Consider the following 25606-nt stretch of genomic DNA (forward strand, 5'->3'; position numbering starts at 1 on the left):
CCGTAGCGTTGGAGGTGGGGGGCGTGGGGGTGGGCGCGGTCCGTACGGACCGCGCCCCCCGTCTCGTACGCCCGGGATCAGGACCTGGTGCAGGTTGTTCCGTTCAGGGAGAAGCTGGTCGGCGAGGAGTACGAGCCGCTCAGCGTTCCCTGGTAGCCGAAGCTGGTGGAGGCGCCGGGCGACAGCGTGCCGTTGTAGCCGACGTTCCGGGCGGTCACCGCGGATCCGCTCTGGGTCACGGTGGCGTTCCAGGCGCTGGTGATGGTCTGCCCGGAGGGCAGGTTGTAGCTGAGCGTCCAGCCGTTGATGGTGCTGCCGCCGGTGTTGGTGATCTGGACGTCGGCGGTGAAGCCGCTGTTCCAGGCGTTCGGGGTGTACTTGACCGCGCAGCCGCTGCCCCCCGAGGGCGGCGGGGTGGTCGGCGGGGCGGTGGTGGGCGGCGCGGTCGTGGGCGGCGGGGTGGCGCCGGTGTTGACGGTCTGCGAGAAGGAGTTGACGGCCAGGCCCACGCCGCCCTGCCACGGCTCGAAGCCGGCCTGGATGCTGGTCAGGTACCAGTCGTTGGTGATCGCGCCCCGGTTGCGGGTGTCGGCGATGAACGCCATGGCGTCGAAGCTCAGGCTGGTGATGGGAGACGGCGCCACGTACGAGATGACGTTGTTCGAGCCGTTGCTGCCCCGCCAGACCTCCCAGGTCCGCCCGGCGATGTTGGCGTTGCCGACCACGGAGCCGATCGGCTGGATCGGGCCCTGCCGGTTGAACCAGATCATGATCTCCATCTGGTTCACCCCGTCCTTCTTCGGGCTGGGGTCGAGCCAGATGTCGTACGCGGCGTCGTAGACGGCGCCGCTGACGTAGTTGTAGCTGATGCTGCTCGGCGCGCTGCCGATGTTCTTCACCTGGGCCGGCAGGTTGGTGCCGGGCGAGCAGTTGGTGTAGTGGCAGCCGACGAAGATCGACGGGTAGGAGACCGGCGCGCCGCTGGTGTTGCCGGTCCCGTCCTGCCGGGTGATGGAGAACCCGCTCGAGGTGACGTTGATGCACTGCTGGGCGGTGGTGCCCCAGCGGTTGTTCTGCACCACGTACTTGCCGCCGATGGTGGTCGAGCCGTACTGGTCACAGATCTGGGTGTCGGCGGAGGCGGTGCCGCCGAGGGCGATGGCGACGATCGAGCTGGCGGCCAGCAGGCCGGCGGCGGCGATCGCCCTGAGTGGACGCTTCATGATGCTCCTTGGCTCGGCGCGGGGCGCCGAAAGGTGTGGTGGGGTACGTCCGGGAGCGCTCCCATGGTTCCTCAACACATTCACATGTCTGAAACCGTTGTGCAACTGCGCCGACCGAATCGCCCTGGTCTTTCCACCCTCGGTGAGCCGCCGCAGGCCGGGCGTGCGCGCCGGGGGCGCGGTCACCGTCCGCGTCTGCGCGCCGGGGGCGCGGTCACCCTTCGCGACTGCGCTGAACGGCCGATTGACCACCCCCCACCGTCCACATACGGTGTCGCTGATCTTCAATGCCTGACACGGGGGAGTGCACATGGCGCAACGCTGGACCCTGCCCAAAAAGTGGAGCGGGACAGGCCGTCCCGATCCGATCCGTCACCGCCTGGCCGGCCTGACCGCCGTGGCCCTGGCCGCCGCGGCCGGCGTCGTCGCCGTCACCGCCGCGACCCCGGCGCCGGCCCGCGCCGCCGCCGCACCGGCCTGCGCCGACACCAAAGCCTCCGAGCGGGACGCGGTGGCGACGGCGGCCGCGTGCGGCCGACCCGTGGTGGTCGGCTCGTCGCGGTCGGAGTACACCCAGGTGATCGCCCAGCCGGACGGCCGGCTGCGGCTCGAGTCGGCGGTCGAGCCGCAGCGCACCCGCCGTGCCGACGGCACCTGGGCCGACGTCGACCTGTCGTTGCGGACCGGCGCGGACGGGCTGCTGCGCCCGGTCGCCTCGGTGGCCGACGTGGCATTCTCGGCCGGCGGGGACCGGCCGCTGATCAGCCTGACGCGGGCCGGTCGCTCGCTGACCTTCTCCTGGCCCGGGCGGCTGCCGACGCCCACGGTGTCCGGGGACTCCGCGACCTACGCCGGGGTACTGCCGGACGTGGACCTGGTGGTACGGGCCACCCACACCGGCTTCACCCACGTGCTGGTGGTGAAGAGCCCTTCGGCGGCGGCCAACCCGGCGGTCCGCGAGATCGCGCTGAAGACCGGCGGCGACGTGACGCTGTCCCGGCAGGCGGACGGCTCGCTGACCGCCGCGGCGGGCGCCACCGCCATCGCCCGGTCGCAGCCGGCGGTGATGTGGGACTCCGCGCTGCCGAAGCGTGCCGCGCCGGCCGCCCAGGAAGCCGCCCGGGCCCGGTCGGACGCGCTGACCGCCGGGGACGGCGCGCGCACCGCGGCCGTCGCCACCCGGGTCGCCAAGGGCGAGTTGCGGCTGGTGCCGGACGCCGCGCTGCTCGCGGCGGCCACCTACCCGGTCTACGTCGACCCGGCCTGGTCGGTGGCGAAGTCGCGGTGGGCCTACGCGACCAGTGACGGCTGCACCAACACCGACTACTCGGTGGCCCGGGTCGGCTACAGCCCCGACGGGCCGTGCGTCGGGTCGCGGTTCCGGTCGTACTTCGAGTTCCCCACCACCAACGGCTCGGTGTCGTTGAAGGGCAAGTACATCTACTCGGCGTACGTGCAGATGAACCTCTACCACTCCTGGTCGTGCGGGAACACCTGGGCGCACATGTACCTGGTGCCGGTGATCAACGCGACCATGAAGGCGTCCTTCTCCACGATGAAGCTGAAGTCGTGGATGGACTCGGCGGAGGGGCACGCGAACAAGGGCAGCGGTTGCTCGGACTCGCCGCAGCCGGACATGACGATGAACTTCACCGGCAGTGGGGTGAAGAGCCAGGTCCAGGCCGCCGCCACCGGCAGTTGGAGCACGCTCACCGTCGGCTTCTGCGCCTGCAACCCGGAGGGCGAGTACGAGACGGCGCAGGACCGCTGGAAGAAGTTCACCCCGAGCAAGGCCAAGCTGATCGTCGACTACGACTCCCGGCCCGGTAAGCCGACCAACTTCCAGATCGCCGGCGTGGCCTGCGCCACCTCCGGGGTGACCACCATCGGCACGCTCACCCCGACCTTCTCGGCGGTCTACCCGGACGCCGACACCACCCAGGCGCTGACCGGCACCTACGAGTGGATCGAGGTGCCGTCCGGCGGCATGGGCACGGTGACCGACACCTACCCGGCGCGCAAGCCGAAACCGGCGAACGTGTCCGCGCCGGCGAACGGCCGGGCGGTCACCGCCCCGGTCACCCTGGCCAAGGACAAGACGTACGCGTTCCGGGTGACCGCCGTGGACCCGGCGCCCTACTCGCAGTGGAGCGGCTGGTCGGCCTGGTGCCAGTTCAAGGCGGACACCACGGTGCCGCCGGTCACGGTCACCGTGGTGACCATGCCGGCCGGTCCCGGGCAGCCCGGCACGTTCCGGCTCTCCTCGACGGCCACCGACGTGACCACCTTCAAGTACGGCTGGACGGCGGCCACCACGAGCGTGCCGGCGACCACCGTCAACGGCGTCAAGCAGGTCACCGTGACCCTGACCGCGCCGAACTACGGCACGAACATCCTGTACGCCTCGGCGGTCGACAGCACGCTGAACGAGGGCTACGGCAGCACCGAGTTCGTGGTGGCCCGGCCCCGGCCGGCGGTGGCCCGGTGGACGCTGGAGACCTACCCCGGCCAGTCCCAGGCGGCGGCGCTGGCCGACCAGCAGTCCGGCTACGGAGACACCGACGGGGCCGGTCCGCTGGTGAAGGACAGCCCGCTGACCGCCAGCAACGTGACCTGGTCCAGTGACACGCACCTGATCGGTGGCTCGGTGGCCACGATGAACGGCAGCACCAGCGAGGCGCAGACCGCCATGCCGGTGGTCGACACCAGCCAGTCGTTCAGCGTCGCGGCTTGGGTGCGGCTGCCGGCGATGCCGACCTGGGACACGGTGGCGCTGGTCCAGGACGGCGCCGACGCGGCCGGCTTCCAGCTGGGCACCCGGATGGTGGATTCGGTGGCGAAGTGGTCGTTCAGCATGAAGAACAACTCGGCTCAGTCCAGCGTCACCCGGGCGGCCACGCAGACGATCGCAACCACCGAGGTCGGCAAGTGGGTGCACCTGGTCGGCGTCTACGACCGGGCGGCCGGCAAGATCCGGCTGTACGTCGACGACCAGCCGGCGATGGAGTCGGCCGGACCGAGCACGCCGTGGCAGGCCGGCGGGGTGTTCGCGGTGGGCCGTGGCTGGGTCGACGGCGCCAAGAACAAGTACTGGAAGGGTTCGATCGCCGACGTGCAGGTCTATGACCGGGTGCTGGTGGACCACGACTTCACCGGCCAGCTCAAGTCGGACCCCGACTCGGGCGGCTTCGACGAGCCCGGGATGCTGACTCCGATCACCGTCGGCCAGTGGAGTTTCGCCCGGTCCGCCGCGTGCTACATCCAGGACCTGGCCGACACCTGCCAGGCGGCCGACCTCACCGGCTTCGACCGGTGGCTGGCGCTGCAGCGGGGCGCCGACCCGATGGCCGAGGGTCTGCGGGACACCGGCCTGGCCCTGGACAACACCATCGACGGCGAGACCGGGACCAGGGAGTGGGCCCGGACGGCCTACAAGACGGGGGTGACCCCGCCGGACGCCGAAGGCCTCCAGTACACGATCTGGCAGAACACCCCGGTGCTGCGTACCGACCAGTCGTTCACCGTCTCGGCCTGGGTCAAGCTGGACCGGACCGATGTGCCGCAGATCGTGATGGCCCAGGAGGGCACCGTCAACAACGGCTTCTACCTCTACTACCTGCCGGACAACGGCGGCGAGTGGAAGTTCAAGATGCTCAAGGACGCGGCCACCCAGGACGGCGGCACCGGCGCCACCATCGTGGCCGCTCCGGCGCAGGACCCGGACGCCAGCTGGCACCACCTGGTGGGCGTGCTGGACGTCGGGCACCGCCAGCTCAAGCTGTATGTCGACGGCGAGATCTACCGGTCGGAGACCAGCAGCGCGACGTCCAGCATCCCGCTCAACGCCGCCTGGCAGCCGTGGCAGGCGAACGGCCCGCTCAAGGTCGGCAGCGGTCTCGGTGATGTCAACCCGCTGTTCGGCACGATCGACGAGGTCGGCACGTACCAGGGTGCGATGACCGACGTTCAGGTGCGGACGCTCTACGACACCCAGGTGGTCCGGGACCCGACGTCGGGCGCGTGACCCGTGCCGCGCCGGCGGCCACCCGGTCGCCGGCGCGGGGCAGCCTAACGGCGGGTCGGGCCCTGCCCGACCCGCCGTTCGCCGCCTCCGGCCGGGGTGGGAGTTGCGCCGGGTGGGATCGGCACGGCGTACCGAGGGGCCGGCCGGCACGGCCGATGAGGGTCTACCGCGCACTGGTTGCGGGGAGTAGTGTCTTGCCTCCAACGCGTGCCGAACCCCTCCGGAGGCGTACACCACCATGGGTGGCTCCCCCCTGCGCATCCTCGTCGTCGGCGCGGGCATCGCCGGTCTCGCCGTGGCGCGGGCGCTGCGCCTGGCGGGGTTCCGACCGGACGTGACCGAGAAGCTCCCCCCGACCGAGCGCGGTGACATCGGGCTCTACCTGCCCGGTAACGCGGCGCGGGCGCTGCGCCGGCTGGACCTGGACGGCCCGGTCCGCCCTCTCGGCGAGGTCATCCACCGGCAGCGCTTCCTCGACGCGGCCGGCGTGCCGCTCTGCGAGGTCGACCTCGACGCCCTCTGGGCCGGGGTCGGGGAGTGCCGGGTGCTGCCCCGCGCCGAGCTGCACCGGGTGCTGCTCACCGGCGCCGGCGGCGCCGTCCGGCACGGCGCCGAGGTACGCAGCGTCGATCCGCTGCCCGGCGGCGTCGCCGTTGCCTTCACCGACGGCACCCGCGCCGAGTACGACCTGGTCATCGGCGCGGACGGGCCGCGCTCGGCGGTACGTACCCTGGCCGCGCTCGGCGGCCCGCCGCGCCCCGCCGGCCAGGTGGTCTACCGGGCAGTGGTCCGGGGCGGGCCCCGGGTCGCCGACTGGACCGCGCTGCTCGGCCAGCGCGCCGGCTTCCTGGTGGCACCGATCGGCGCCGGGCGGCTGCACTGCTACGCGGACGAGGCGGGCAGCACGGTCCCGGCGGACCCGCTGGCCCGGCTGCGCGAACTCTTCGGCGACTACGGCGGCCCGGTGCCCGAGGTGCTGGCCGCCCTCGACGACGTGCACGCCGAGCTCACCGAGGAGGTGGAGCTGGGGCGCTGGTTCCACGGCCGGGTGCTGCTCGTCGGTGACGCGGCCCACGCCACCGCGCCGACGCTGTCCCAGGGAGCCGCCATGGCACTCGAGGACGCGGTGGTGCTCGCCGAGTCGCTCAAGGCCGCCAGCAGCGTCGACGCCGCGCTGATCGCGTACGAGAGCCGGCGCCGGCCGCGTACCCGCTGGGTGCGGGACCGGACCCGGGACCGCAACCGGACCCGGGACGTGCCGCCGGCGCTGCGCGACCCGCTGCTGCGCGGACGCGGCGGACGGATCTTCCAGGAGCACTACCGATTGCTGGTCGGTCCGCTCTGATGCCGCCCCCGGGGCGAAAGATCGTAGTCGCCCACCCCACGCGGCGTCCCGACCTACCGGGGACTATCCTCCCTACGGATGACGGCTGCGCAGGATGAGCGCGTGCCGAGCGGGACAACCGAGAACCGGAGGCCACTCGTGACCACCGTCGCACCCAAGCCGGTCGTGACCCGGCCCTGGCCGGTCCGCGAGCCGGTCAAGGGGTCGGCCATCGCGCGGCTGCTGCGCACCACGGACGCGAAGCAGATCGGGATCATGTACATGGTCACCGCGTTCGCGTTCTTCATGATCGGCGGCCTGATGGCCCTGATCATGCGCGCCGAGCTGGCGCGTCCGGGCCTGCAGTTCCTGTCGCCCGAGCAGTACAACCAGCTCTTCACCATGCACGGCACGATCATGCTGCTGTTCTTCGCGACGCCGATCGTGTTCGCCTTCGCGAACTACGTGGTGCCGCTGCAGATCGGCGCGCCCGACGTGTCGTTCCCCCGGCTCAACGCCTTCGCCTACTGGCTGTACCTGTTCGGCGGCACCATGGCCACCGCCGGCTTCATCGCCCCGGGCGGCGCGGCCGACTTCGGCTGGACGGCCTACACGCCGCTGAGCACCGCCGAGCACTCGCCGGGCGTCGGCGCGAACATGTGGGTGGTGGGCCTGGCCATCTCCGGTCTGGGCACCATCCTCGGCGCGGTCAACCTGATCACCACGATCCTGACCCTGCGCGCCCCCGGCATGACCATGTTCCGGATGCCGATCTTCACCTGGAACATGCTGGTCACCAGCCTGCTGGCGATCCTGGTCTTCCCGCTGCTGGCCGCCGCGCTCTTCGCGCTCGCCGCGGACCGCCTGATCGGCGCCCACGTGTACGACCCGGCCACCGGCGGGCCGATGCTCTGGCAGCACCTGTTCTGGTTCTTCGGGCACCCCGAGGTCTACATCATCGCGCTGCCGTTCTTCGGCATCATCACCGAGGTCATCCCGGTCTTCTCCCGGAAGCCGATCTTCGGCTACAAGGGCCTGGTGGCCGCGACCATCTCCATCGCCGCCCTGTCGATGAGCGTCTGGGCGCACCACATGTTCGCCACCGGCCAGGTGCTGCTGCCCTTCTTCAGCTTCCTGAGCTACCTGATCGCGGTGCCGACCGGCATGAAGTTCTTCAACTGGATCGGCACCATGTGGAAGGGGCAGATCACCTTCGAGACGCCGATGCTCTTCGCCATCGGCTTCCTGGTGACCTTCCTCTTCGGCGGCCTCACCGGGGTGATCCTGGCCAGCCCGCCGCTCGACTTCCACATCCACGACTCGTACTTCGTGGTGGCGCACTTCCACTACGTGCTCTTCGGCACGATCGTGTTCGCCGTCTTCGCCGGCATCTACTTCTGGTTCCCGAAGATGTTCGGCCGGATGCTCGACGAGCGGCTCGGCAAGATTCACTTCTGGCTGACCATGATCGGCTTCCACACCACGTTCCTGGTGCAGCACTGGCTGGGCAACGAGGGCATGCCCCGCCGGTACGCCGACTACCTGCCCAGCGACGGCTTCACCACGCTGAACACGATCTCCACGATCGGCGCGTTCATTACCGGTATCTCGACCCTGCCGTTCATCTGGAACTGCTGGAAGTCGTACAAGACCGGGCCGGTGGTCGAGGTCGACGACCCGTGGGGTCACGGCAACTCGCTGGAGTGGGCCACCAGCAGCCCGCCCCCGCTGCGCAACTTCGACCGGATGCCGCGGATCCGCTCCGAGCGGCCGGCGTTCGACCTGAAGTTCCCCGAGCTGGCCGCCGGGCAGACCCTGGCCGGCCCGCCGGAGGGCGGCGCCAAGCCGCTGACCAGCGAGTCCGACGGTGGCGCCAGCTACCAGGAGGACACCGCCGGTAGCATCGACCGGCGCTGACCGCTCGTCGAACGGGCCCCTTCCCCACCGGCGACGGTGGGGAAGGGGCCCGTTCCGTGTGTGGCGGCCGGCCCGTGCCGCGCCGGGGTCCGGTTCGGCGGGCCGCGGCGCGGGTGGTCGGGGACGGCTAGGCCGTCGGGGCGTGGCGGTCGAGGAAAGCCTTCACCTGATCCCGGATCCCGGCCTCCCCGGTGCCCGGGTCGACCAGGAACAACCCGTGCTGATTGCTCGGGGCCAGCACCAGCTGCCGCTGGGTGGTCTTCGGCGTGGCGTTGTAGAGCTGCCGCGCCGCGTCCGGGAAGTTCGCCTCCAGCTCGCCCGCGCCGTAGAAGACCGGGACGGTGATCTTCGGGGCCGCCGTGCTGGCGTCCGCGTCACCGTAGGCGGTGGGCGGGGAGAGCGCGACGACCGCGGCCGGCGCCGGGTTCAGCGTCGGGGTGGCGGCCAGCACCGAGGTGGCGCCCATCGAGCCGCCCATGAGCACCGTCCGGCTGGCGCCCTCGGCGCGCAGCGTGGCGGCCGCCGCCTGGACCTGCTCGGCCCGGGACACGCCGCTGCCCGGGGAGGAACCGGACCCGGCGAAGTCGAAGGCGAGCACCCGGTAGCCCCGGTCGGCCAGCTCCCGCCCGTAGGGCAACCACTGGCAGACGTCGCCGCCGGCCATGTGCGCCAGCACCACCCCGGTGCTGCCGGTGCCCAGGACGAGGCCGCCCAGCTCGGTGCCGAGCGGCTGACCGAACACGATCCGCCGGCCCTGCTCGGCCAGCCCGGGGCAGTCGGCCCCGGTGTCGAGTCCGGCCGAGGCCGTCGGCTCCGGGGTCTCGGCACTGCTGCTGGTGCAGGCGGCCATCGCCATCGACAGCGTGGCCACGGCAACGAGGCGTAGGACGGCACGGTTCACGGCAACTCCTCGAGACGCAGTGGTGGAAGCGCTCCCATTGTGTCGAGAAGCCGTTCGCCGGGTTGTCCCCCTTCCCGGCACCGTGTCGAAGCTGTTACGGCGACCGGCCGGGCGGGCCGCCGGCCCCGGCCGGCCGGCGGTCACACCCCGACCCGTACCGGCTGGCGAGCGGTCAGACGCCGACCCGCACCGGCTCCCCGGCGGGCGGGGCGGCCGGCTCGCGGCGGTGGCCCAGCGCGACCGGCAGCACCACGAGCGCGACCAGCAGCCCGATCACGCCGGTGACCACGAAGCCCCACATCGGCGCCGACGCGTCGATCACCGCGCCGGCCAGCGGCGCGCCCAGGGCGATGCCGACGGTGACGGCCGAGCCGTGCAGCCCCATCGCCTCACCGCGTACGGCGGCGGGGGCCAGCCGGCTCACCGCGTCGGCGGTCGAGGCGATGGTGGGCGCGCAGAGCGCGCCGGCCGGCACCAGCGCGAGGCAGAGCAGCCACCAGTGCGCCCCGCCCAGCCCGACCGGGATGGTGGCGAGGCTGAGCGCCGCCATCAGGACCAGCGGGGACGGGGAGCGGGTGAGCGCTCCGTACGCGAAGCCGCCCGCCAGCGACGCCACCGCCCAGCCGGCCAGCACCACGCCGGTCCAGCTCACCTCGCCGCCGGCCCGCAGCACCGCCACCACGGCCACGTCGGTGCCGCCGAGCACCAGTGTGGTGGCCAGGCTGACCGCGAGCACGGCGAGCAGCCGGGGGGTGACCCACTCCCGGCGGGGCACCCGGCGGTGCGGGCCGGCCGGCTCGTCGACGCTGCGGGTGGGCGGGTCGAGCAGCCAGAAGCCGATCCCCGAGGCGACGATCCCGACGCCCACCGCCCACATGGTGACGCGGGGCGACACGGCCGCCGCGAGGGCCACCGCCAGCGCCGGGCCGACCATGAACGACAGCTCGACCGACATCGAGTCCAGCGCGTACGCGGGGCGGCGCCGCTCGGCCGGCACCAGCGCGGCGACCGACTGGCGGACCACCGAGAAGACCGGCAGGGCGACCAGCCCGGCCAGGAACGCGGCCGGCAGCAGCACCGGGTACGGCAACGTCGGCGCGGTCGTCCAGAAGACGCCCTCGGCGACGGTGGTCAGCACCAGCACCGGGCGCAGCCCGCGCCGGTCGACCAGCCGCCCGAGCAGCGGGGCCCCGATCGCGTTGCCGACCGTGGAGGCCGCGCCGACCAGGCCGGCCGCGCCGTAGCCGCGGCCGAGGTCGAGCAGGACGTGGAAGGTGAGCGTCACCCCGGTCGCGGTGAGCGGGATGCGCGCCAGCACCGAGATCAGCAGCAGCGAGCGGAGACCGGGCAGGGCGAGTGCCTCCCGGTAAGGCTTCAAGTTCACGACGGTCCGTACCTCCCGCGACATCCTCGACGGGCGGTACTACAGCGGCAACCGATTAGCTGGTCAAGGGTTCCTGATCACAGGCTCGCCGACCATGGTGACCCCGGCGCCGTCCAGCGCCCGCAGCGCCACGTCCAGCGTCTGCGGGGCCACGGCGGCGGTCAGATCCAGCAGGACGGTGGTGGCGAACCCCTCGCGGGCGGCGTCCAGCGCGGTGGCCCGCACGCAGTGGTCGGTGGCGATGCCCACCACGTCGACCCGGTCGACGTCGTGCCGGCGCAGCCAGTCGGCCAGGCACTCACCGTCGGAGGCGTGCCCCTCGAAACCGGAGTACGCGGCCGCGTGCTCGCCCTTGTGGAAGATCGCCTCGACCCGGTCGGTCACCAGGTCGGGGTGGAACTCGGACCCGGCGGTGCCCACCACGCAGTGCCGCGGCCAGGACTGGACGTAGTCCGGCGGATCGCCGAAGTGCGCGCCCGGGTCGATGTGGTAGTCCTTCGTCGCCACCACGTGCTCCCACCGGCCCGGCTCGTCGGCCAGCAGCCGGGAGATGCCGGCCGCCACGTCGGCCCCGCCGGCCACGGCGAGCGAGCCGCCCTCGCAGAAGTCGTTCTGCACGTCCACGATGATCAGGGCCTTGCCCATGGAACGGTCCCTCCTCAGCTCGCGGGTACCACGGTCACCGGGACGGCGGGGTCGCCGCCGGAGAGCTTCAACCCCTCCCAGGGGATGGAGATCAGGCACTGCCGCAGGTGTTCCCGCGACTCGTCGAGGGTGGGCAGCGGCACCGGCTCGCCGTCCGCCACGAAGGAGCGCTGGAGCAGCCGGTCGTTCGGCTGCCGGTCCGGTACGCCCTGGGGCACGATGACCTCCTCGGTGGCGGTGCCGGTCGGCTTGTGCCGGCGCACCGCCACCTTGCGGCCGCCGATGGTCGCCTTGTGCTCGGAGCGCTTGACCACCGGGCGGCCGTCCACCTCGACGAGCTTGTAGACCAGGCCGGCGGTGGGCGCGCCGGAGCCGGTCACCACGGCGGTCCCGGCGCCGTACATGTCGACCGGCTCGGCGGCCAGCGAGGCGATGGCGTACTCGTCGAGGTCACCCGAGACGATGATCTTCGTCTCGGTGGCGCCGAGCGAGTCGAGCAGTTCCCGGGACTGCTGGGCGATCACCGCGAGGTCGCCGGAGTCGATCCGGACGGCCCGCAGCTCCGGCCCGGCGACCGCGATCGCGTTCCGGATGCCCTGGCTGATGTCGTACGTGTCGACCAGCAGGGTGGTGTCCTTGCCCAGGGTGGCGACCTGCGAGGCGAAGGCGGCCTGCTCGTCGTCGTGCAGCAGGGTGAACGCGTGCGCCGCGGTGCCCGCGGTGGGGATGCCGTACCGCAGGCCGGCGGCGAGGTTGGAGGTGAACCGGAAGCCGGCCAGGTACGCCGCCCGCGCCGCGGCCACCGCCGACTCCTCGTGCGCCCGGCGGGAGCCCATCTCGATCAGCGCCCGCCCCCGGGCCGCGGTCACCATCCGGGCCGCCGCCGCGGCGACCGCGCAGTCGTGGTTGAGCACCGACAGCGCCAGCGTCTCCAGCACCACGCACTCGGCGAAGCCGCCGGAGACGGTGAGGATCGGCGAACCGGGGAAGAAGAGCTCGCCCTCGGCGTACCCGTCGATGTCGCCGGTGAAGCGGTAGCCGGCCAGCCACTCGGCGGCCCGGTCGTCCACCACGCCGGTACGGCGCAGGAAGTCGATCTCCTCGGGCTGGAACCGGAAGTCGCGGATGAGCTCGATCAGCCGGCCGGTGCCGGCCACCACGCCGTAGCGGCGGCCGGCGGGCAGCCGCCGGCTGAACACCTCGAAGACGCAGCGGCGGTCGGCCGTGCCGTCGCGCAGGGCGGCGCTGACCATGGTCAGCTCGTAGTGGTCGGTCAGCAGCGCGGGGCGAAGGGTGCTCACGGCCTCCAGCCTAGAGTTCAGGCCGGATCCGTGCCGTCGTGCCCCGGCATCGACCGCAACGCGGCCCGCAGTTCGGCCCGGCCGGCCACGCCGAGCTTGCTGTAGACCCGCTGGAGGTGGTTCTCCACGGTGCGGCTGGACAGGTAGAGCTGCTCGGCGATGAGCCGGCTGGTGACGCCCTCGGCGGCGAGCCGGGCGATCTCCCACTCCCGCTCGCTGAGCGTCGGGCGGAGCTGGCGCAGCGCCGGGGTGGCGAGCCGGTCGCCGTGGCGCAGCAGGGCGGCGAGGCGTTCCCGGGCCGGGCCGGTGCCGTCGCGCCCGGCGCGCTGCACGGCCAGCGCGGTGGCCTCGGCGGCGTACACCACCAGGTCGCGGGCGGCGAAATCGTCGGCGACGGCGAGCAGGTCGGTGGGGCTGCCGTCGGCGGCCGCGCGGGCGTACCGGGCGACCAGCGGCGGCAGCATCCCGTCGACCCGCTCGGAGAGTTCCGCCAGCCGCTGCGCCACGGTACGCCGGCCGCCGTCGGTGCAGGTCGGCCCGACCGGCGCGGCGGCCTGGTCGAGGCGGACCAGGTCGAGCAGGACCAGCAGTTCGTGGCCGGCGAAGCCGTCCGCGCGGAGCCGGTCGGCCAGCGCGCAGAGGTGCTTGACGGCGGCGGGCAGGTCGTCGGCGGCCGCGTACACCGCGCCCCGGGCCTGCTCCAGCCAGGGGTAGAGCACCGCCATGCCGGGCGCGTGGGTGCGGTCCGCCTCCGCCATCGCCTCGGCGGCGTGCGCGGCGTCGCCGCGCAACGCGGCGGCCTGGGCCCGCTCGGCGTGCGCCAGGCCGGCGTACACCTGGCTGGTGGCCAGCACCGCGCAGGCGCCGAGGCTGGTCTTGAGCGCCTCGTCGCTGCGCCCCCGCAGCCGGGCCGCGTACGCCTGGAGGATCGCCAGGTAGCCGGTGCCGAGCCGGAAGTCGCCGGCGCCGGCCAGGTCGGCGAACTCGTCGGCGACGATCGCGTCGATGCCGGTCAGGTCGCCGGAGAGCGCCAGCCGGGTGCCCCGGGCCAGCTCCATGGCGAGCTGGAGATAGGGCATGTCGTTCCGCCAGCGGGCCGCCTCGGCCTGCACCCGGGCGATGGCGGTGGCGCTGCGCCGGTACTGCCCCTGGGCGGCCTGCAGGTGCGCGATGGTGCAGCGGGCCAGCTCCCGCGCGGCCACCGGCGCGGCCGGCCGGTCCAGCACGGCCTGGGCCAGCCGCAGCGCGGCGCCGGTGTCCAGCCGGTGCAGCCGCATGATCGCCTCGAAGGCGCGGACCCGGGCCTGGTCGGCGGGGTCGGCCAGCGTGGCGCCCTGGGCGGCGATCTCCTCCACGGTGGACTCGCGGCTCAGTCCCCAGTAGCTGACCATGCCCCGCACGGTCAGCCAGCGGCCGCGCCGCCGGTCGTCGTGGATCTCCCCGGCGACCGAGTCGAGCACCTCGATCGCCTCGCTCGGCCGGTCGGCGAACATGAGGATGGTGGCGAGCAGTTCGGCGGCGTAGAAGCCGCCGTCGGCCTCCAGCGCGGCCCGGGCCAGCCGGGTCGCCAGCGGCACGTCGTACCGGCCGAAGGCCTGGGCGCCGGCGTCGAGCAGCAGCGCCGGGTCCTGGGCCGTACCGGAGTCGAGCCGCCACACGGCGACCCGCAGCAGGTCGTCCCGGCGGCGCTTGCCCACCTGCTCGAGCAGGTCGGCCAGGGTCGCCTGGAGCCGGCGGGTCCGGCTGACCGGGCAGTGCCGCCGGATCACCTCGCCGTAGAGCGGGTGGGCGAGCCGTACGTCCAGCCGCCGGTCGTCGTGGACCATGCTGATCAGGCCGCGCTCCTCGGCCGTCTCCACGTCGTCCGGGTCGGCGGCCCGTTGCAGCAGTTGCAGGCCGAGCGGCTCGCCGAAGGCGACCAGCTCGACCACCGACCGCACGCCCGGGGTGAGCTGGCCGATCCGGGTGTCGATCAGGTCGGTCAGGCTGGGCGCCAGCTCCAGCCGGCCGGTCCACTTCCAGATCCCGTAGGTGCGGCTCAGCTCGCCGCTGCTCGAGACCGCCAGCACCAGCTCGCGCAGCAGCAGCGCGTTGCCGGCGGAGAGCCGGAAGAGCCGGTCGGCGGTGCCCGCGTCGACCGGCCCGTCGAGGATGGCGGCGAGCAGCCCGGTCGTCTCGGTCGGGCCGAGCGGGCCCAACTCGACCAGGTCGACCAGGTCGTCGGTCCACAGGGCCCGGATCGGCAGCGGGATCTGCTCGCCGTTGCGCAGGGTGCCGATGACGGTGGTGTTCTCGGCGCGGGCGATCAGGTGGACCAGCGCCGCCGAGGGCGGGTCGAGCAGGTGGGCGTCGTCGATGGCGAGCACGATCGGCCGGCCGGCGGCCTGTTCCTGGAGCAGGTCCACCGCCCAGCGCAGGATGCCGGCGGGGGAGAGCCCCTGCGGCTGCTCGGCGGGGAGGACCTGGACGAGGCCGCCGAAGGGCAGCGCCGCCGTGGTGGCGCTGGCCGAGACCGACCAGATGGCGTACCGGTCGGGGGAGAGCGCGGCCACCCCCTCCCGGAGCAGCCGGCTCTTGCCGACCCCGGCGCTGCCGCTGAAGAGCAGGCCGCGCCCGTCCGGGCCGCCGATCGCCGACAGCAGGCGGTGCAGTTCATCCGTGCGGCCGACGAAGTCCCAGCGACTCATCGCTGCAGCATATCGACGCTGTTCCGTACGCGGCTGCATCGTCACGCAACGAAGTTGAGTAATCGCTCGATTAACGGTGAGTATTCTGCCTGTTCCGTGTCGGACACCCGACAGCCGTAGTCTTCCGACATCCGGTGTGTCACCACCGGATCCCCCCCATGCGGCCGGTCCACACCCGGTCGCCGGACCGGGAGGCCACCTGATGAAGCCGGGTCCTCTGTCGCCGGTCGACGTGCCCGACCCGGGCCGGGCCGGCGAGTCGCCGCGCTGCGTGCCGCTGCCCACCCGGCTCGGCGCCGGCGAGCCCAGCCCCGAGGAGCCGCTCGCGGTCGTCGTCGCGGGACCGGCCGGCGCCGGGCGGCGCGAACTGCTCGCCGGCCTGCTCACCGTGGACCCGGGCATGCTGGTCGCGCCCGAGGGCAGCTACCTGCTGGTCAACCACGCGCGGGCGGCGACCCGGGCGGCGTACGTGCCCGGCTACCGGCAACCCCACTCGTACGGTGTCGACCCGCTCGCGGCCGGGCCGGCACTGGCCCGGCCGCCGCGCCGGGTGGAGCTGAGCCTGCCCAACCCGCTGCTGCGCCACTTCTCGGTGCTCGACACGCCGGACACCGGCGCGCTCGGCGTCGCCGGCGGTCGGGTGCTGCTGGAGACGGTGGGCCGGGCCGGCGCGCTGCTCTTCGTCATCTCCGCCGACCAGGCGTTCACGGCCGCCGAGCTGAACCTGCTCAGCGAGGTCGCCCAGGCCCGGGTGGAGGTGCACTTCACCGTCACGCCCGGTGCGGCCGGCTGGACGGCCCCGGCGGACGGCCCGGCGGTGACGGACGACTCGGGGGCGTCCGAGTCGTCGGCCGTCCGCCGGGGCGGCACCGCTCCCCGTCCCGCCGGGCGGGCGGTCGATCCGGCGGAGGTCTGCCTCGCCGCGCACCGGGCCGCCCTGCTCTCCGCGGTGCCCGACCTGGCCACCGCCCGCTGGCACGCCGTGCGTCCGACCGACCACGCGCCGCTGCGTCGGGCGCTGGTCGGCTGGGCCGCGGACGAGGGTCTGCGGCGGGCCAGCGTCCGCCCGCCGGAACCGCCCGGCGCGCACGGCAAGGTGCCGGTCGTGCCCGGCCTGGACGCCGGTGACCTCGTGGAACGGCTGGACCGGCGGACCCGGGCCTGCGCCCAGCGGATCCGCCAGCACCTCGCTCTGGAACTGGCCAACATCCACCTGCGGGTGGTGCAGGAGATCGTGTTCGGGGTCGGCTGCGCCGGCCTGCCGCAGCTGCTCGACCGGGAGATGGAGGCGTTGTCGCTGCTGGCCACCGCCCAGTGTGACGAGGCGGCCCGGAGCGTCGTCGACGAGACGGCCGCCCGGGCCTTCGGGGCGCCGCTGGCCGAGGGGGTACGCCGGCGGATCACCCACGCCGTGCGGTGGGGCCTCGCCGACTACCCGGCCGGCCGGGAGCTGGACAAGGTGCTCCTGGTCACCAGCACGGCCGGGGTGGCCGGGCTGGCCGGTGGCGGCGCGTTCGAGGCGCTCGCCGGCTTCCCCGGCGCGGACCGCGACGAGGTGCTGCCCCCGGTCGGGGTGGCCCTCTCCGGTGGCTGCTGGCAGCACTGGCGGCTGCCCGGCAACGACGATCCGAACGGCGCGCGGTCCTGGGCGCAGCGGGCCCTGCGCGAGGTGGAGCTGGAACTGTCCCGCGAGGTGTCCCGCCGCTTCGAGGTGATCCGTCTGTCGCTGGGCGCGGTGCTCTCCGATGCTGTCGACCACGGCATCCTGCTCGCCTGACGGGGCGGCCGCCGGGCGGCCGGCCGGGTCGCGGTACGCGGCCCGGGAGGGTGATCCCGGCGGGCGCGGCGTTCCGGTTCCTCGGTTCCCGGGATCCGGTGGCACGATGGGGGGCATGGCGGCTCCACAGGTTGCACCGGTCGAGACGCCGGACACCGACCAGGTGCCGGCTTCCGACCGGCCGTGGGTGACCATCGTCTGGGACGATCCGGTCAACCTCATGACGTACGTGACCTGGGTGTTCCAGAAACTCTTCGGATACAGCCGGGAGAAGGCCGAGCAGCTCATGCTGGATGTGCACCACAAGGGCAAGGCGGTGGTCTCCAGCGGGGCCCGCGAGCGGATGGAGCACGACGCCTCGCAGCTGCACGCGTACGGGCTCTGGGCGACCGTGGAGCGGTCGTGAGGGCGAGGAGGGGGCCGGTGTCACGAGCCCCGTGGGTGCGGACAAGGACGGCGTTGTGAGCATGTTCCGTCGCCACGGCGACCGTTACGTCGCCACCTTCGCGGTCGACGAGGTGCGGGTGCTGCGCAAGGTGGCCTCCGAGGTGGTCGGCCTGCTGACCGACGGCTTCGACCACACCGACCCGGTGGTCGGCCGGCTCTTCCCCGAGGTCTACCCGGACGACGCGGCGAGCACCGCGGAGTTCCGCCGGTACACCGAGGGCGACCTGAAGACCGCGAAGATCGACCAGGCCGGCGCGATCCTCGCCGCGCTGCCCGACGGGGAGGCCGGCGGCGAGGTGCGCCTCGACGCGGAGGCGGCCGAGGCGTGGCTGCGCGCGCTCAACGACGCCCGGCTGGCGATGGGCGTACGCCTGGAGATCAAGGACGGCACCGACCTGGGCGAGGAGCTCGACGACGCGGTCGCCGAGGACCCCAGCTCGTCGCGGGTGTTCCAACTGTCGGTCTACGCGTATCTCGGCTATCTGCAGGAATCCCTGCTCAACGCCCTGATCGACTGAGTGGTGACGGTTGCCACCCTCGCCGCCCGGGAGGGCCAGGCGCTAGGCTGGGCGGCGTGCTGAGCATCGACCGGTCGATCATCGACGCGATCGTGGCCCACGCGCGTCGGGACCACCCGGACGAGGCGTGCGGCGTGGTCGCCGGTCCCGCCGGCAGCGACACCCCGACCCGGCACATCCCGATGGAGAACGCCGCCCGCTCGATGACCTTCTACGAGTTCGACTCGATGGAGCAGCTGCGGGTGTGGCGGGAGATGGACGACCGCGACGAGGAACCGGTCGTCATCTACCACTCCCACACCGCCACGGAGGCGTACCCGTCCCGCACGGACATCTCCTTCGCCGGTGAGCCCGGGGCCCACTACCTGCTCGTCTCGACCCGCGAGCCCGACACCGAGGAGATCCGCTCCTTCCGGATCGTCGACGGTGTGGTCACCGAGGAGCCGGTCCGGATCGTGGCTGCCGCCGTGGACCCGCACGCCGTCCAGTCCTACATGTTCGGGCAGAGCCCGGCGACGGTCGACTACGAGTGTTCCGGCCGCTGATCTTCTCAGCGCCCGGCACCGCACTCTCACCCGTCACCTGGCACACCCGGACAAGGAGCACGAGACATCATGGCCATCGAGGTTCGCATCCCCACCATCCTGCGCAGCTACACCGGCGGCGCGAAGGTCGTCGAGGGCAGCGGTGACACGCTGAACGACCTGCTCAGCGATCTGGACTCCCGGCACGGCGGCCTCAAGGCCCGGCTGGTCACCGACGCCGGCGTGCTGCACCGGTTCGTCAACGTCTACGTCAACGACGAGGACGTCCGCTTCCTCGGCGCGCTCGACGCCAAGCTCAACGACGGCGACAGCGTGACCATCCTGCCGGCCGTGGCCGGCGGCGCCTTCGGCTTCGCGGCGGCCGCCGCCCTCGCCGGGCGCCGCGCGCCCGTCGCCCGCTGAGGGCGGCGTCATGACGCGGTACGACAGCCTGCTCGACGCGTGCGGCGGCACGCCCCTGGTGGGGCTGCCGCGGCTGTCGCCGGCGGTGCCCGAGGGGGCGCCGCCGGTGCGGCTCTGGGCGAAGCTGGAGGACCGGAACCCGACCGGCAGCATCAAGGACCGGGCGGCGCTGTTCATGGTCCGCGCGGCCGAGGAGGCCGGCCGGCTCCGCCCCGGTGCCACCATCCTGGAGCCGACCAGCGGCAACACCGGCATCTCGCTGGCCATGGTGGCCAAGCTGCGCGGCTACCGGCTGGTCTGCGTGATGCCGGAGAACGTCTCGACCGAGCGGGTCCAGCTGCTCCGGATGTACGGCGCGGAGATCATCTTCTCGCCGGCCGCCGGCGGCTCGAACCAGGCCGTCGCGACCGCGAAGCAGATCGCCGCCGAGCACCCCGACTGGGTGATGCTCTACCAGTACGGCAACGAGGCGAACGCCCGCGCCCACTACGAGACCACCGGGCCGGAGCTGCTGCACGACCTGCCCACGATCACCCACTTCGTGGCCGGGCTGGGCACCACCGGCACGCTCATGGGCACCGGGCGCTACCTGCGGGAGAAGGTCGAGGACATCCAGATCGTCGCGGCCGAGCCGCGCTACGGCGAGCTGGTCTACGGCCTGCGCAACATCGACGAGGGGTACGTCCCCGAGCTCTACGACGCCGGGGTGCTCTCCCGACGCTTCTCGGTGGGCACCCGGGACGCGGTGCTGCGCACCCGGCAGCTCGTCGAGGTGGAGGGGATCTTCGCCGGCTTCTCCACCGGCGCGATCCTGCACGCCGCCCTGGCGGTGGCGCACGAGGCGATCCGGGACGGCCGCCGCGCCGACGTCGCGTTCGTGATCGCCGACGGCGGCTGGAAGTACCTCTCCACCGGGGCGTACGGCGGCACCCTCGCCGACGCCGAGGATGCCCTGGAGGGCCAGCTCTGGGCCTGATCGGCCCGGTCGCCGGGCCGGTCGGCGGTACCCGTCGACCGGCCCGTCCGCCGGCTTCGGGACCGGACGTGTGTGGGTGTCACGTTGATGACAACTTCCGGTAGATGATTCTTGCCCGACCGGGCCGACGCGTAGGCTGCGCAGCGTGACGAACGCGTCGGTAGAGATCATCGGCGGTGTCATTGCCGGCGTGTCGACTACCAAGCGTGACATCGGGGCAACCCGATGCGACTGACCGTCCTGGGCTGCGCGGGCAGCTTCCCCGGCCCCGAGTCACCCTGCTCCGCCTACCTGGTCGAGGCCGAGGGCTTCAAGCTCCTGGTCGACTTCGGCTCCGGGGCGCTCTCCACCCTCCAGCGCTACGCCGGCCTGCACGCACCCGACGCGATCATCCTCACCCACCTGCACTGCGACCACATGCTCGACGCGGTGACCTACGTGGTGGTCCGCCGGTACGGCCCGGACGGCCCGCACCCGCCCATGCCGGTGTACGCCCCGGCCGGCGCCCCCGACCGGCTCAACGCCGCCTACGGCCAGCCGGACGGCACGCTCGAGGACGTCTACCAGTTCTACGCCCTCGAACCGGGCACCTTCCCGATCGGCCCGTTCAGCGTCACGGTCGACCGGATGAACCATCCGGTGGAGACGTACGGCGTGCGGCTGGAGCACGGCGGCAAGGTGCTCTGCTACTCGTCGGACACCGCGCCCAGCGACGCGCTGCTGCGCCTGGCCCAGGGCGCCGACCTGTTCCTCTGCGAGGCCAGCTACCTCGACGGGGTGGAGAACCCGCCGGACCTGCACCTCACCGGCCGGGAGGCGGGCGAGTACGCCACCAAGGCGGGGGTGGGTCGACTGCTGCTCACCCACCTGGTGCCGGCCTGGGGCAGTGAGTCGCACACGGTGGAGGCGGCGGCCGGGGCGTACGCCGGCCCGCTGGACGTGGTCCGCCCGGGCGCCTGCTACGACGTCTGACCGGCGTACCGGGGCGGTGCCCCGGCCGGCCGGCGGGGCAGCCGCCACCACCGCACCCGCCCTAAGATCACGCGGGTGACCGACCCCTCCTCCGGCCCACCCGGCCCGCACCCGCCGTCCGGCTGGCCGCCCGCCCCGCAGCCGCCCGCGCCGGGCTGGCCGTCGCCGGCCGGTCCGCCGTACCCGGGGCCGGGCGGTCCGCCGCAGCCGCCGTATCCGGGGTCGGTCGGCGGTCCGCCGCAGCCGCCGTACCCGGGGCCGGGCGGCCCGTCGCAGCCGCCGTATCCGGGGTCGGCCGGCGGTCCGGCGCAGCCGCCGTACCCGGGGCCCTTCCCGGTCGGCCCGCACCCGGCGCCGCGCAAGCGCTCCGGCACCGGCCGGGTGGTGGCGGTCCTGCTCGCCGTCGGCGTGCTGCTGCTGGGGCTCTGCTGCTGCGGCGCGGTCACCTACAACGGCTGGTACCAGCCCCGCCAGCTACAGGAACAGCGCAAGGAGATGGTCGAGGACGCCGGCGTGCCCGCCGGCTTCACGTCCGCCGGCGTCTCGGCGGACGACAACCGGGCCGGCGCCAGCTACCAGCTCGACTGCCCGCGGGGCACCTGCCCGGTCGACGTGGCGCAGAGCCTCCAGGCGTGGCTGGTCAACGCCGGCCTGCCGATCACCGTGGACCGGATGCGGACCTGCCTGGCCGATCCCGACCTTCCGACCTGCCGCGTCTTCACCTGGAAGCGGGACGGTTTCTCGATCACCGCGACCGTGGTCGGCGTCCTGCCGCGCAGCGGGCGGAGCAGCGTCGACGGTTCGGTCACCGTGACGCTGAGCGTCGGCTGGCACGACTGAACCGGGTGGGCACCCGGGGACGGTTCACTCCGGGCACCGCATAAGGTGCAGGCATGGTGCGACCTGACGGGCGGCGGCCCGACCAACTCCGACCGGTGACGCTGACCCGGGGCTGGAGCACCCACCCGGAGGGCTCGGTCCTTGTCGAGTTCGGTGCGACCCGGGTGCTCTGCACGGCGAGCGTCACCGAAGGGGTGCCCCGCTGGCGCAAGGGCTCCGGCCTCGGCTGGGTGACCGCCGAGTACGCGATGCTGCCCCGGGCCACCAACACCCGCTCGGACCGGGAGAGCGTCAAGGGCCGGGTCGGCGGGCGGACCCACGAGATCTCCCGGCTGATCGGTCGCAGCCTGCGGGCCTGCGTCGACCTGAAGGCGCTCGGCGAGAACTCGGTGGTGCTCGACTGCGACGTGCTCCAAGCCGACGGCGGCACCCGGACCGCCGCGATCACCGGCGCCTACGTGGCGCTGCACGACGCGGTGACCTGGCTGGCCGAGCGGAAATCGCTCGCCGGCAAGGTGGAGAAGGTGATGCACCGCTCGGTGGCCGCGGTGAGCGTCGGCATCATCGCCGGTGAGCCACGGCTGGACCTCTGCTACGAGGAGGACGTGGCGGCCGAGGTCGACATGAACGTGGTCTGCACCGGCACCGGCGACTTCGTCGAGGTGCAGGGGACCGGCGAGGCCGGGATCTTCGCCCGCGACCAGCTCGACGCCCTGCTCGACCTGGGCGTGGCGGGCTGCCTGGAACTGGCCGACGCGCAGCGGAAGGCGCTCACCTGATGAACTGGCCGACGCGCAGCGGAAGGCGCTGAACATGAACAAGGTCCTGCTCGCCACCCGGAACCGCAAGAAGCTCGTCGAGTTGCAGCGGATCCTCGACGGCGCGCTCGGCGCGCACCGGATCGCCCTGGTCGGCCTCGACGACGTCGAGGAGTACCCGGAGCTGCCGGAGACCGGGCTGACGTTCGGCGAGAACGCGCTGATCAAGGCGCGGGAGGGCTGCCGGCGTACCGGCCTGCCCACCATCGCCGACGACTCAGGGCTGTCGGTGGACGCGCTCAACGGCATGCCGGGCGTGTTCAGCGCCCGCTGGTCCGGCCGGCACGGCGACGACCGGGCCAACCTCCAGCTGGTGCTGGACCAGGTCGCCGACGTGCCGGACGAGCACCGGGGCGCCGCGTTCGTCTGCACCGTCGCGCTGGTGCTGCCCGGCGGCAAGGAGCACCTGGTCGACGGCCGCCAGCCCGGCCGGCTGCTGCGCGCCCCGCGCGGCGACGGTGGCTTCGGCTACGACCCGATCTTCCTGGGCGACGGGCAGGAGCGGACCAACGCCGAGCTGACGCCCGCGGAGAAGGACGCCATCAGCCACCGCGGCAAGGCGCTGCGCGAGCTGGCCAAGCTGGTCGCCAAGGTGCTCCCGCCGGCCGCCTGACCGGGCCGTCCTCGCCGTCCGCTCGACGCGGACGGCGAGGAGACCGCCCGTCAGACCAGCCGGTGCCCCCCGTCGACGTGCAGCACCGTCCCCGTGATGAAGCTGTTCTCCAGCACCGCCACGAAGGCTCGGGCGATGTCGGCCGGATCACCCACCCGGCCGCCCGGCAGCCGCTCGGCCATCGCGGCGAGCCGGGCCTGCTTGGCGTCGCCCGCGAAGGTGTCCCAGATCGGGGTGTCCACCCAGCCCGGGGAGACCGCGTTGACCCGGACCGGGGCGAGTTCCAGCGCCAACGCCCGGACGAGCGACTCCAACGCGCCGTTCGCGGTCGCCACCATCGAGCCGCCCGGTGCCGGCCGGTAGGCGGCGATGCCCGAGGTGAAGGTGAGCGAACCGCTCGGGGCGATCCCGATGTGCTTGGCCACCAGCCACGGCCCGAGCACCTTGGTGCCGAGGACCGCCCGCGCCGCGTCGAGGTCCAAGTCGCCCAGCGGGCCGTACGCCCCCGTCATGTCGGCGGCGGTGACCACCACGTGATCGAGTTGTCCACAGTCGCCGGCCAGCCGTCGTACCTGCTCATCGTCGGCGACGTCGACCGGGTGGGTGCGCAGCCGGTCCGGGGCGTCCAGGCGCCGGGCCGCGGCGGCCAGCCGGTCGGCGGAGCGCCCGGCGATGGTCACCTCCGCGCCGCCGTGCAGCAGCAGTTCCCCCAGCGCCAGCCCCATGCCCGAGCCGCCGCCGACGATGAGGATCCGAGATCGTGTCATGCCGCCCAGGTTCCCGGCTGGCCGGACCGGCCGGGAGACCGCGCCGGGACAGGCCCTGACCGGGCCACCCCCGCCGGGTCGGCGGCTGGCAGACTCGACGGGTGGTCGATCATGGCGCCCTCGGCGAGTTCCTGCGCAACCGGCGGGCCCGGCTCGGTCCGGCCGAGGTGGGGCTGCCGGCGGGCACCGGCCGTCGGCAGACACCGGGCCTGCGCCGCGAGGAACTGGCGGCCCTGGCCGGGGTGAGCGTCGACTACTACATCCGGCTGGAACGCGGCCGGGACACCAACCCGGGCCCCGCCGTTCTCGACGCGCTCGCCACGGCGCTGCGCCTCGATGACGACGAGCGGGCCCACCTGCACGCGCTGGCCCGCAACGCGGCCGGTCGATCCGCGCGCCGGCCGCGCCCGGCCGCCGCCCCACGGCCGGGGCTGCGGCTGCTGCTGGCGAGCGTCCGGCCCACCCCGGCGTACGTGCTGAGCCCCACCAGCGACGTCCTCGCCGCGAATCCGGAGGGGTACCGGCTGCTGGCCGGGATCGAGCAGTGGCCGGCGCAGCGGCGCAACCTGATCCGGTACGTCTTCGTCCATCCGGTCGCCCGCACGCTCTTCACGCCGTGGCGGCGGATGGCCGAGGACTGCGTGGCCCACCTGCGCACGGTCGCCGCCGCCGACCCCGACTCACCCGAACTGGCCCGGCTGGTCGCGGAGCTGTCCGGGGCCGCCGAGGAGTTCGCGGAGTTGTGGCGGCACTACGACGTACGGGTCAAGAGCGGCGCGCGGCGCACCTTCCAGCATCCCGGAGTGGGCCGGCTGGAGCTGACCTCGGAGATCCTGACCGCCCCGGACGGGCAGCGGTTCGTCGCCTTCCAGCCTGGCCCGGGGACGCCGGACACGGACGCGCTCGCCCTGCTGGCCCATACTCCCACCTACGCCTGAGCGGGCACGGGCGACCGCTCAGCGGTGGTGGACCGTGGTCAACTCGCCACCCAGCTTCCGCACGGCGACCCGGTCCTCGGCCGCCAGCACGGTCAGCACCCGTTCCACCTCGGCCAGGGTGGCGTACCGGCCGACCGAGCGGGCCGCCTCGGTGTCCAGCTCCTCCACCCAGAGCCCGCTCGGGTTCCAGGTGGTCTGCACGCAGCCGCCGGAGCGGCCGAAGCAGGTGAGGAAGTCGTAACTGAGCGGGCGCATGGTCCGCACCAGTGCGAGCACCTCCGGGAGGTCCAGCGGCACCGCCTGGTCCGACCAGCCGACCTGGTCGCCGGTCACCTCGACGAAGCCGGCCGGGTTGGGGACCGGCGTGCCGGCTGGTGAGAGGCCGCACAACCGCCGCACCAGCGCCATCCCCTCGTGCCGGCCCACGGTCAGCTCCGGCAGCTCGTCTCGGCAACGATGGCGGCCGCGGGCAGTTCGGCCAGCGCCACCTGCCGGCGGACGAAGGTCCGAATCTGGTCGGGCAGGTCGTCCCCGTCCGGGGCGGTCACGGCGTCGTCATCGGTCACGGCGGCGAACGCTAGCAGCCC

At 73.4% G+C, this 25606-nt stretch carries 23 protein-coding genes; 14 read left to right on the plus strand and 9 right to left on the minus strand.

The window, feature by feature from the left end; all coding sequences use genetic code 11:
* Nucleotides 1-77: 77 nt before the first annotated feature.
* On the minus strand, nucleotides 78-1223 hold the full coding sequence (locus tag AB0I11_RS11315; RefSeq protein WP_357317187.1) for a cellulose binding domain-containing protein: 1146 nt from the start codon (nucleotides 1221-1223) through the stop codon (nucleotides 78-80).
* A 310-nt stretch (nucleotides 1224-1533) separates the two neighbouring features.
* Between AB0I11_RS11315 and AB0I11_RS11320 the strand changes: the two genes are divergently transcribed.
* The 3 genes from AB0I11_RS11320 (at nucleotide 1534) to ctaD (ending at nucleotide 8488) form a co-directional block, all read left to right on the plus strand.
* Nucleotides 1534-5247 (plus strand): LamG domain-containing protein, encoded by a 3714-nt coding sequence (locus tag AB0I11_RS11320; RefSeq protein WP_357317190.1) that lies wholly within the window; start codon nucleotides 1534-1536, stop codon nucleotides 5245-5247.
* A gap of 238 nt (nucleotides 5248-5485) precedes the next feature.
* Entirely contained in the window at nucleotides 5486-6592 is a 1107-nt protein-coding gene (locus AB0I11_RS11325) for an FAD-dependent monooxygenase (protein ID WP_357317194.1), read from the plus strand.
* Between the two features lie 138 nt (nucleotides 6593-6730).
* On the plus strand, nucleotides 6731-8488 hold the full coding sequence (gene ctaD, locus AB0I11_RS11330; protein ID WP_357317197.1) for a cytochrome c oxidase subunit I: 1758 nt from the start codon (nucleotides 6731-6733) through the stop codon (nucleotides 8486-8488).
* A 127-nt stretch (nucleotides 8489-8615) separates the two neighbouring features.
* Here ctaD and AB0I11_RS11335 read toward each other — a convergent pair whose 3' ends face one another.
* The 5 genes from AB0I11_RS11335 to AB0I11_RS11355 all read right to left on the minus strand — a co-directional run bounded on the left by AB0I11_RS11335 (nucleotide 8616) and on the right by AB0I11_RS11355 (nucleotide 15406).
* Nucleotides 8616-9389 carry an alpha/beta hydrolase gene (locus AB0I11_RS11335; protein WP_357317200.1) on the minus strand — a complete coding sequence of 258 codons (774 nt, stop codon included), beginning with the start codon at nucleotides 9387-9389 and terminating at the stop codon, nucleotides 8616-8618.
* Nucleotides 9390-9561: 172 nt separating this feature from the next.
* Entirely contained in the window at nucleotides 9562-10797 is a 1236-nt protein-coding gene (locus tag AB0I11_RS11340; protein WP_357317203.1) for an MFS transporter, read from the minus strand.
* A gap of 39 nt (nucleotides 10798-10836) precedes the next feature.
* Complete coding sequence (locus AB0I11_RS11345; RefSeq protein ID WP_357317206.1) at nucleotides 10837-11418, minus strand: isochorismatase family protein; 582 nt, start codon at nucleotides 11416-11418, stop codon at nucleotides 10837-10839.
* Nucleotides 11419-11432: 14 nt separating this feature from the next.
* The gene (locus tag AB0I11_RS11350) at nucleotides 11433-12719 is read right to left on the minus strand and encodes a nicotinate phosphoribosyltransferase (RefSeq protein ID WP_357317209.1); all 1287 of its coding nucleotides are present in this window, start codon (nucleotides 12717-12719) and stop codon (nucleotides 11433-11435) included.
* Between the two features lie 17 nt (nucleotides 12720-12736).
* On the minus strand, nucleotides 12737-15406 hold the full coding sequence (locus AB0I11_RS11355; protein WP_357317212.1) for a LuxR C-terminal-related transcriptional regulator: 2670 nt from the start codon (nucleotides 15404-15406) through the stop codon (nucleotides 12737-12739).
* A gap of 202 nt (nucleotides 15407-15608) precedes the next feature.
* Here AB0I11_RS11355 and AB0I11_RS11360 point away from each other — a divergent pair, with 202 nt between their 5' ends.
* The 10 genes from AB0I11_RS11360 (at nucleotide 15609) to rdgB (ending at nucleotide 23314) form a co-directional block, all read left to right on the plus strand.
* Nucleotides 15609-17183 carry a hypothetical protein gene (locus tag AB0I11_RS11360; protein WP_357317215.1) on the plus strand — a complete coding sequence of 525 codons (1575 nt, stop codon included), beginning with the start codon at nucleotides 15609-15611 and terminating at the stop codon, nucleotides 17181-17183.
* Nucleotides 17184-17298: 115 nt separating this feature from the next.
* A complete protein-coding gene (gene clpS / locus AB0I11_RS11365; RefSeq protein WP_046569865.1) occupies nucleotides 17299-17589 on the plus strand; it encodes an ATP-dependent Clp protease adapter ClpS in 291 nt (96 codons plus the stop codon).
* A 61-nt stretch (nucleotides 17590-17650) separates the two neighbouring features.
* Nucleotides 17651-18148 (plus strand): DUF2017 domain-containing protein, encoded by a 498-nt coding sequence (locus tag AB0I11_RS11370; RefSeq protein ID WP_197087907.1) that lies wholly within the window; start codon nucleotides 17651-17653, stop codon nucleotides 18146-18148.
* A gap of 56 nt (nucleotides 18149-18204) precedes the next feature.
* The gene (locus AB0I11_RS11375; protein WP_357317219.1) at nucleotides 18205-18693 is read left to right on the plus strand and encodes a M67 family metallopeptidase; all 489 of its coding nucleotides are present in this window, start codon (nucleotides 18205-18207) and stop codon (nucleotides 18691-18693) included.
* Between the two features lie 69 nt (nucleotides 18694-18762).
* The gene (locus AB0I11_RS11380; protein ID WP_357317222.1) at nucleotides 18763-19095 is read left to right on the plus strand and encodes a MoaD family protein; all 333 of its coding nucleotides are present in this window, start codon (nucleotides 18763-18765) and stop codon (nucleotides 19093-19095) included.
* A 10-nt stretch (nucleotides 19096-19105) separates the two neighbouring features.
* Nucleotides 19106-20071, plus strand: a complete 966-nt coding sequence (locus AB0I11_RS11385; RefSeq protein ID WP_046569874.1) for a pyridoxal-phosphate dependent enzyme — start codon at nucleotides 19106-19108, stop codon at nucleotides 20069-20071.
* Nucleotides 20072-20296: 225 nt separating this feature from the next.
* Entirely contained in the window at nucleotides 20297-21043 is a 747-nt protein-coding gene (locus tag AB0I11_RS11390; RefSeq protein ID WP_357317225.1) for an MBL fold metallo-hydrolase, read from the plus strand.
* Between the two features lie 75 nt (nucleotides 21044-21118).
* Complete coding sequence (locus tag AB0I11_RS11395) at nucleotides 21119-21883, plus strand: hypothetical protein (protein WP_357317227.1); 765 nt, start codon at nucleotides 21119-21121, stop codon at nucleotides 21881-21883.
* 53 nt (nucleotides 21884-21936) lie between these two features.
* Nucleotides 21937-22662, plus strand: coding sequence for a ribonuclease PH (gene rph, locus AB0I11_RS11400; RefSeq protein ID WP_357317230.1), 726 nt, complete (start codon nucleotides 21937-21939; stop codon nucleotides 22660-22662).
* 34 nt (nucleotides 22663-22696) lie between these two features.
* Nucleotides 22697-23314, plus strand: a complete 618-nt coding sequence (gene rdgB, locus AB0I11_RS11405; RefSeq protein ID WP_357317233.1) for an RdgB/HAM1 family non-canonical purine NTP pyrophosphatase — start codon at nucleotides 22697-22699, stop codon at nucleotides 23312-23314.
* A 50-nt stretch (nucleotides 23315-23364) separates the two neighbouring features.
* Here rdgB and AB0I11_RS11410 read toward each other — a convergent pair whose 3' ends face one another.
* Complete coding sequence (locus AB0I11_RS11410; RefSeq protein ID WP_357317236.1) at nucleotides 23365-24081, minus strand: SDR family oxidoreductase; 717 nt, start codon at nucleotides 24079-24081, stop codon at nucleotides 23365-23367.
* 101 nt (nucleotides 24082-24182) lie between these two features.
* On the opposite strand from AB0I11_RS11410, the gene AB0I11_RS11415 reads away from it, so the two are divergent.
* Nucleotides 24183-25019: a helix-turn-helix transcriptional regulator gene (locus AB0I11_RS11415; protein WP_357317239.1), complete on the plus strand. Its 837-nt coding sequence runs from the start codon at nucleotides 24183-24185 to the stop codon at nucleotides 25017-25019.
* 18 nt (nucleotides 25020-25037) lie between these two features.
* On the opposite strand, the gene AB0I11_RS11420 is transcribed toward AB0I11_RS11415, so the two are convergent.
* Nucleotides 25038-25445, minus strand: a complete 408-nt coding sequence (locus AB0I11_RS11420; RefSeq protein ID WP_357317242.1) for a hypothetical protein — start codon at nucleotides 25443-25445, stop codon at nucleotides 25038-25040.
* 2 nt (nucleotides 25446-25447) lie between these two features.
* Complete coding sequence (locus AB0I11_RS11425; protein ID WP_357317245.1) at nucleotides 25448-25585, minus strand: hypothetical protein; 138 nt, start codon at nucleotides 25583-25585, stop codon at nucleotides 25448-25450.
* Between the last annotated feature and the right edge of the window lie 21 nt (nucleotides 25586-25606).

The organism is Micromonospora sp. NPDC050495, from assembly GCF_040655175.1.
GTDB lineage: Bacteria > Actinomycetota > Actinomycetes > Mycobacteriales > Micromonosporaceae > Micromonospora.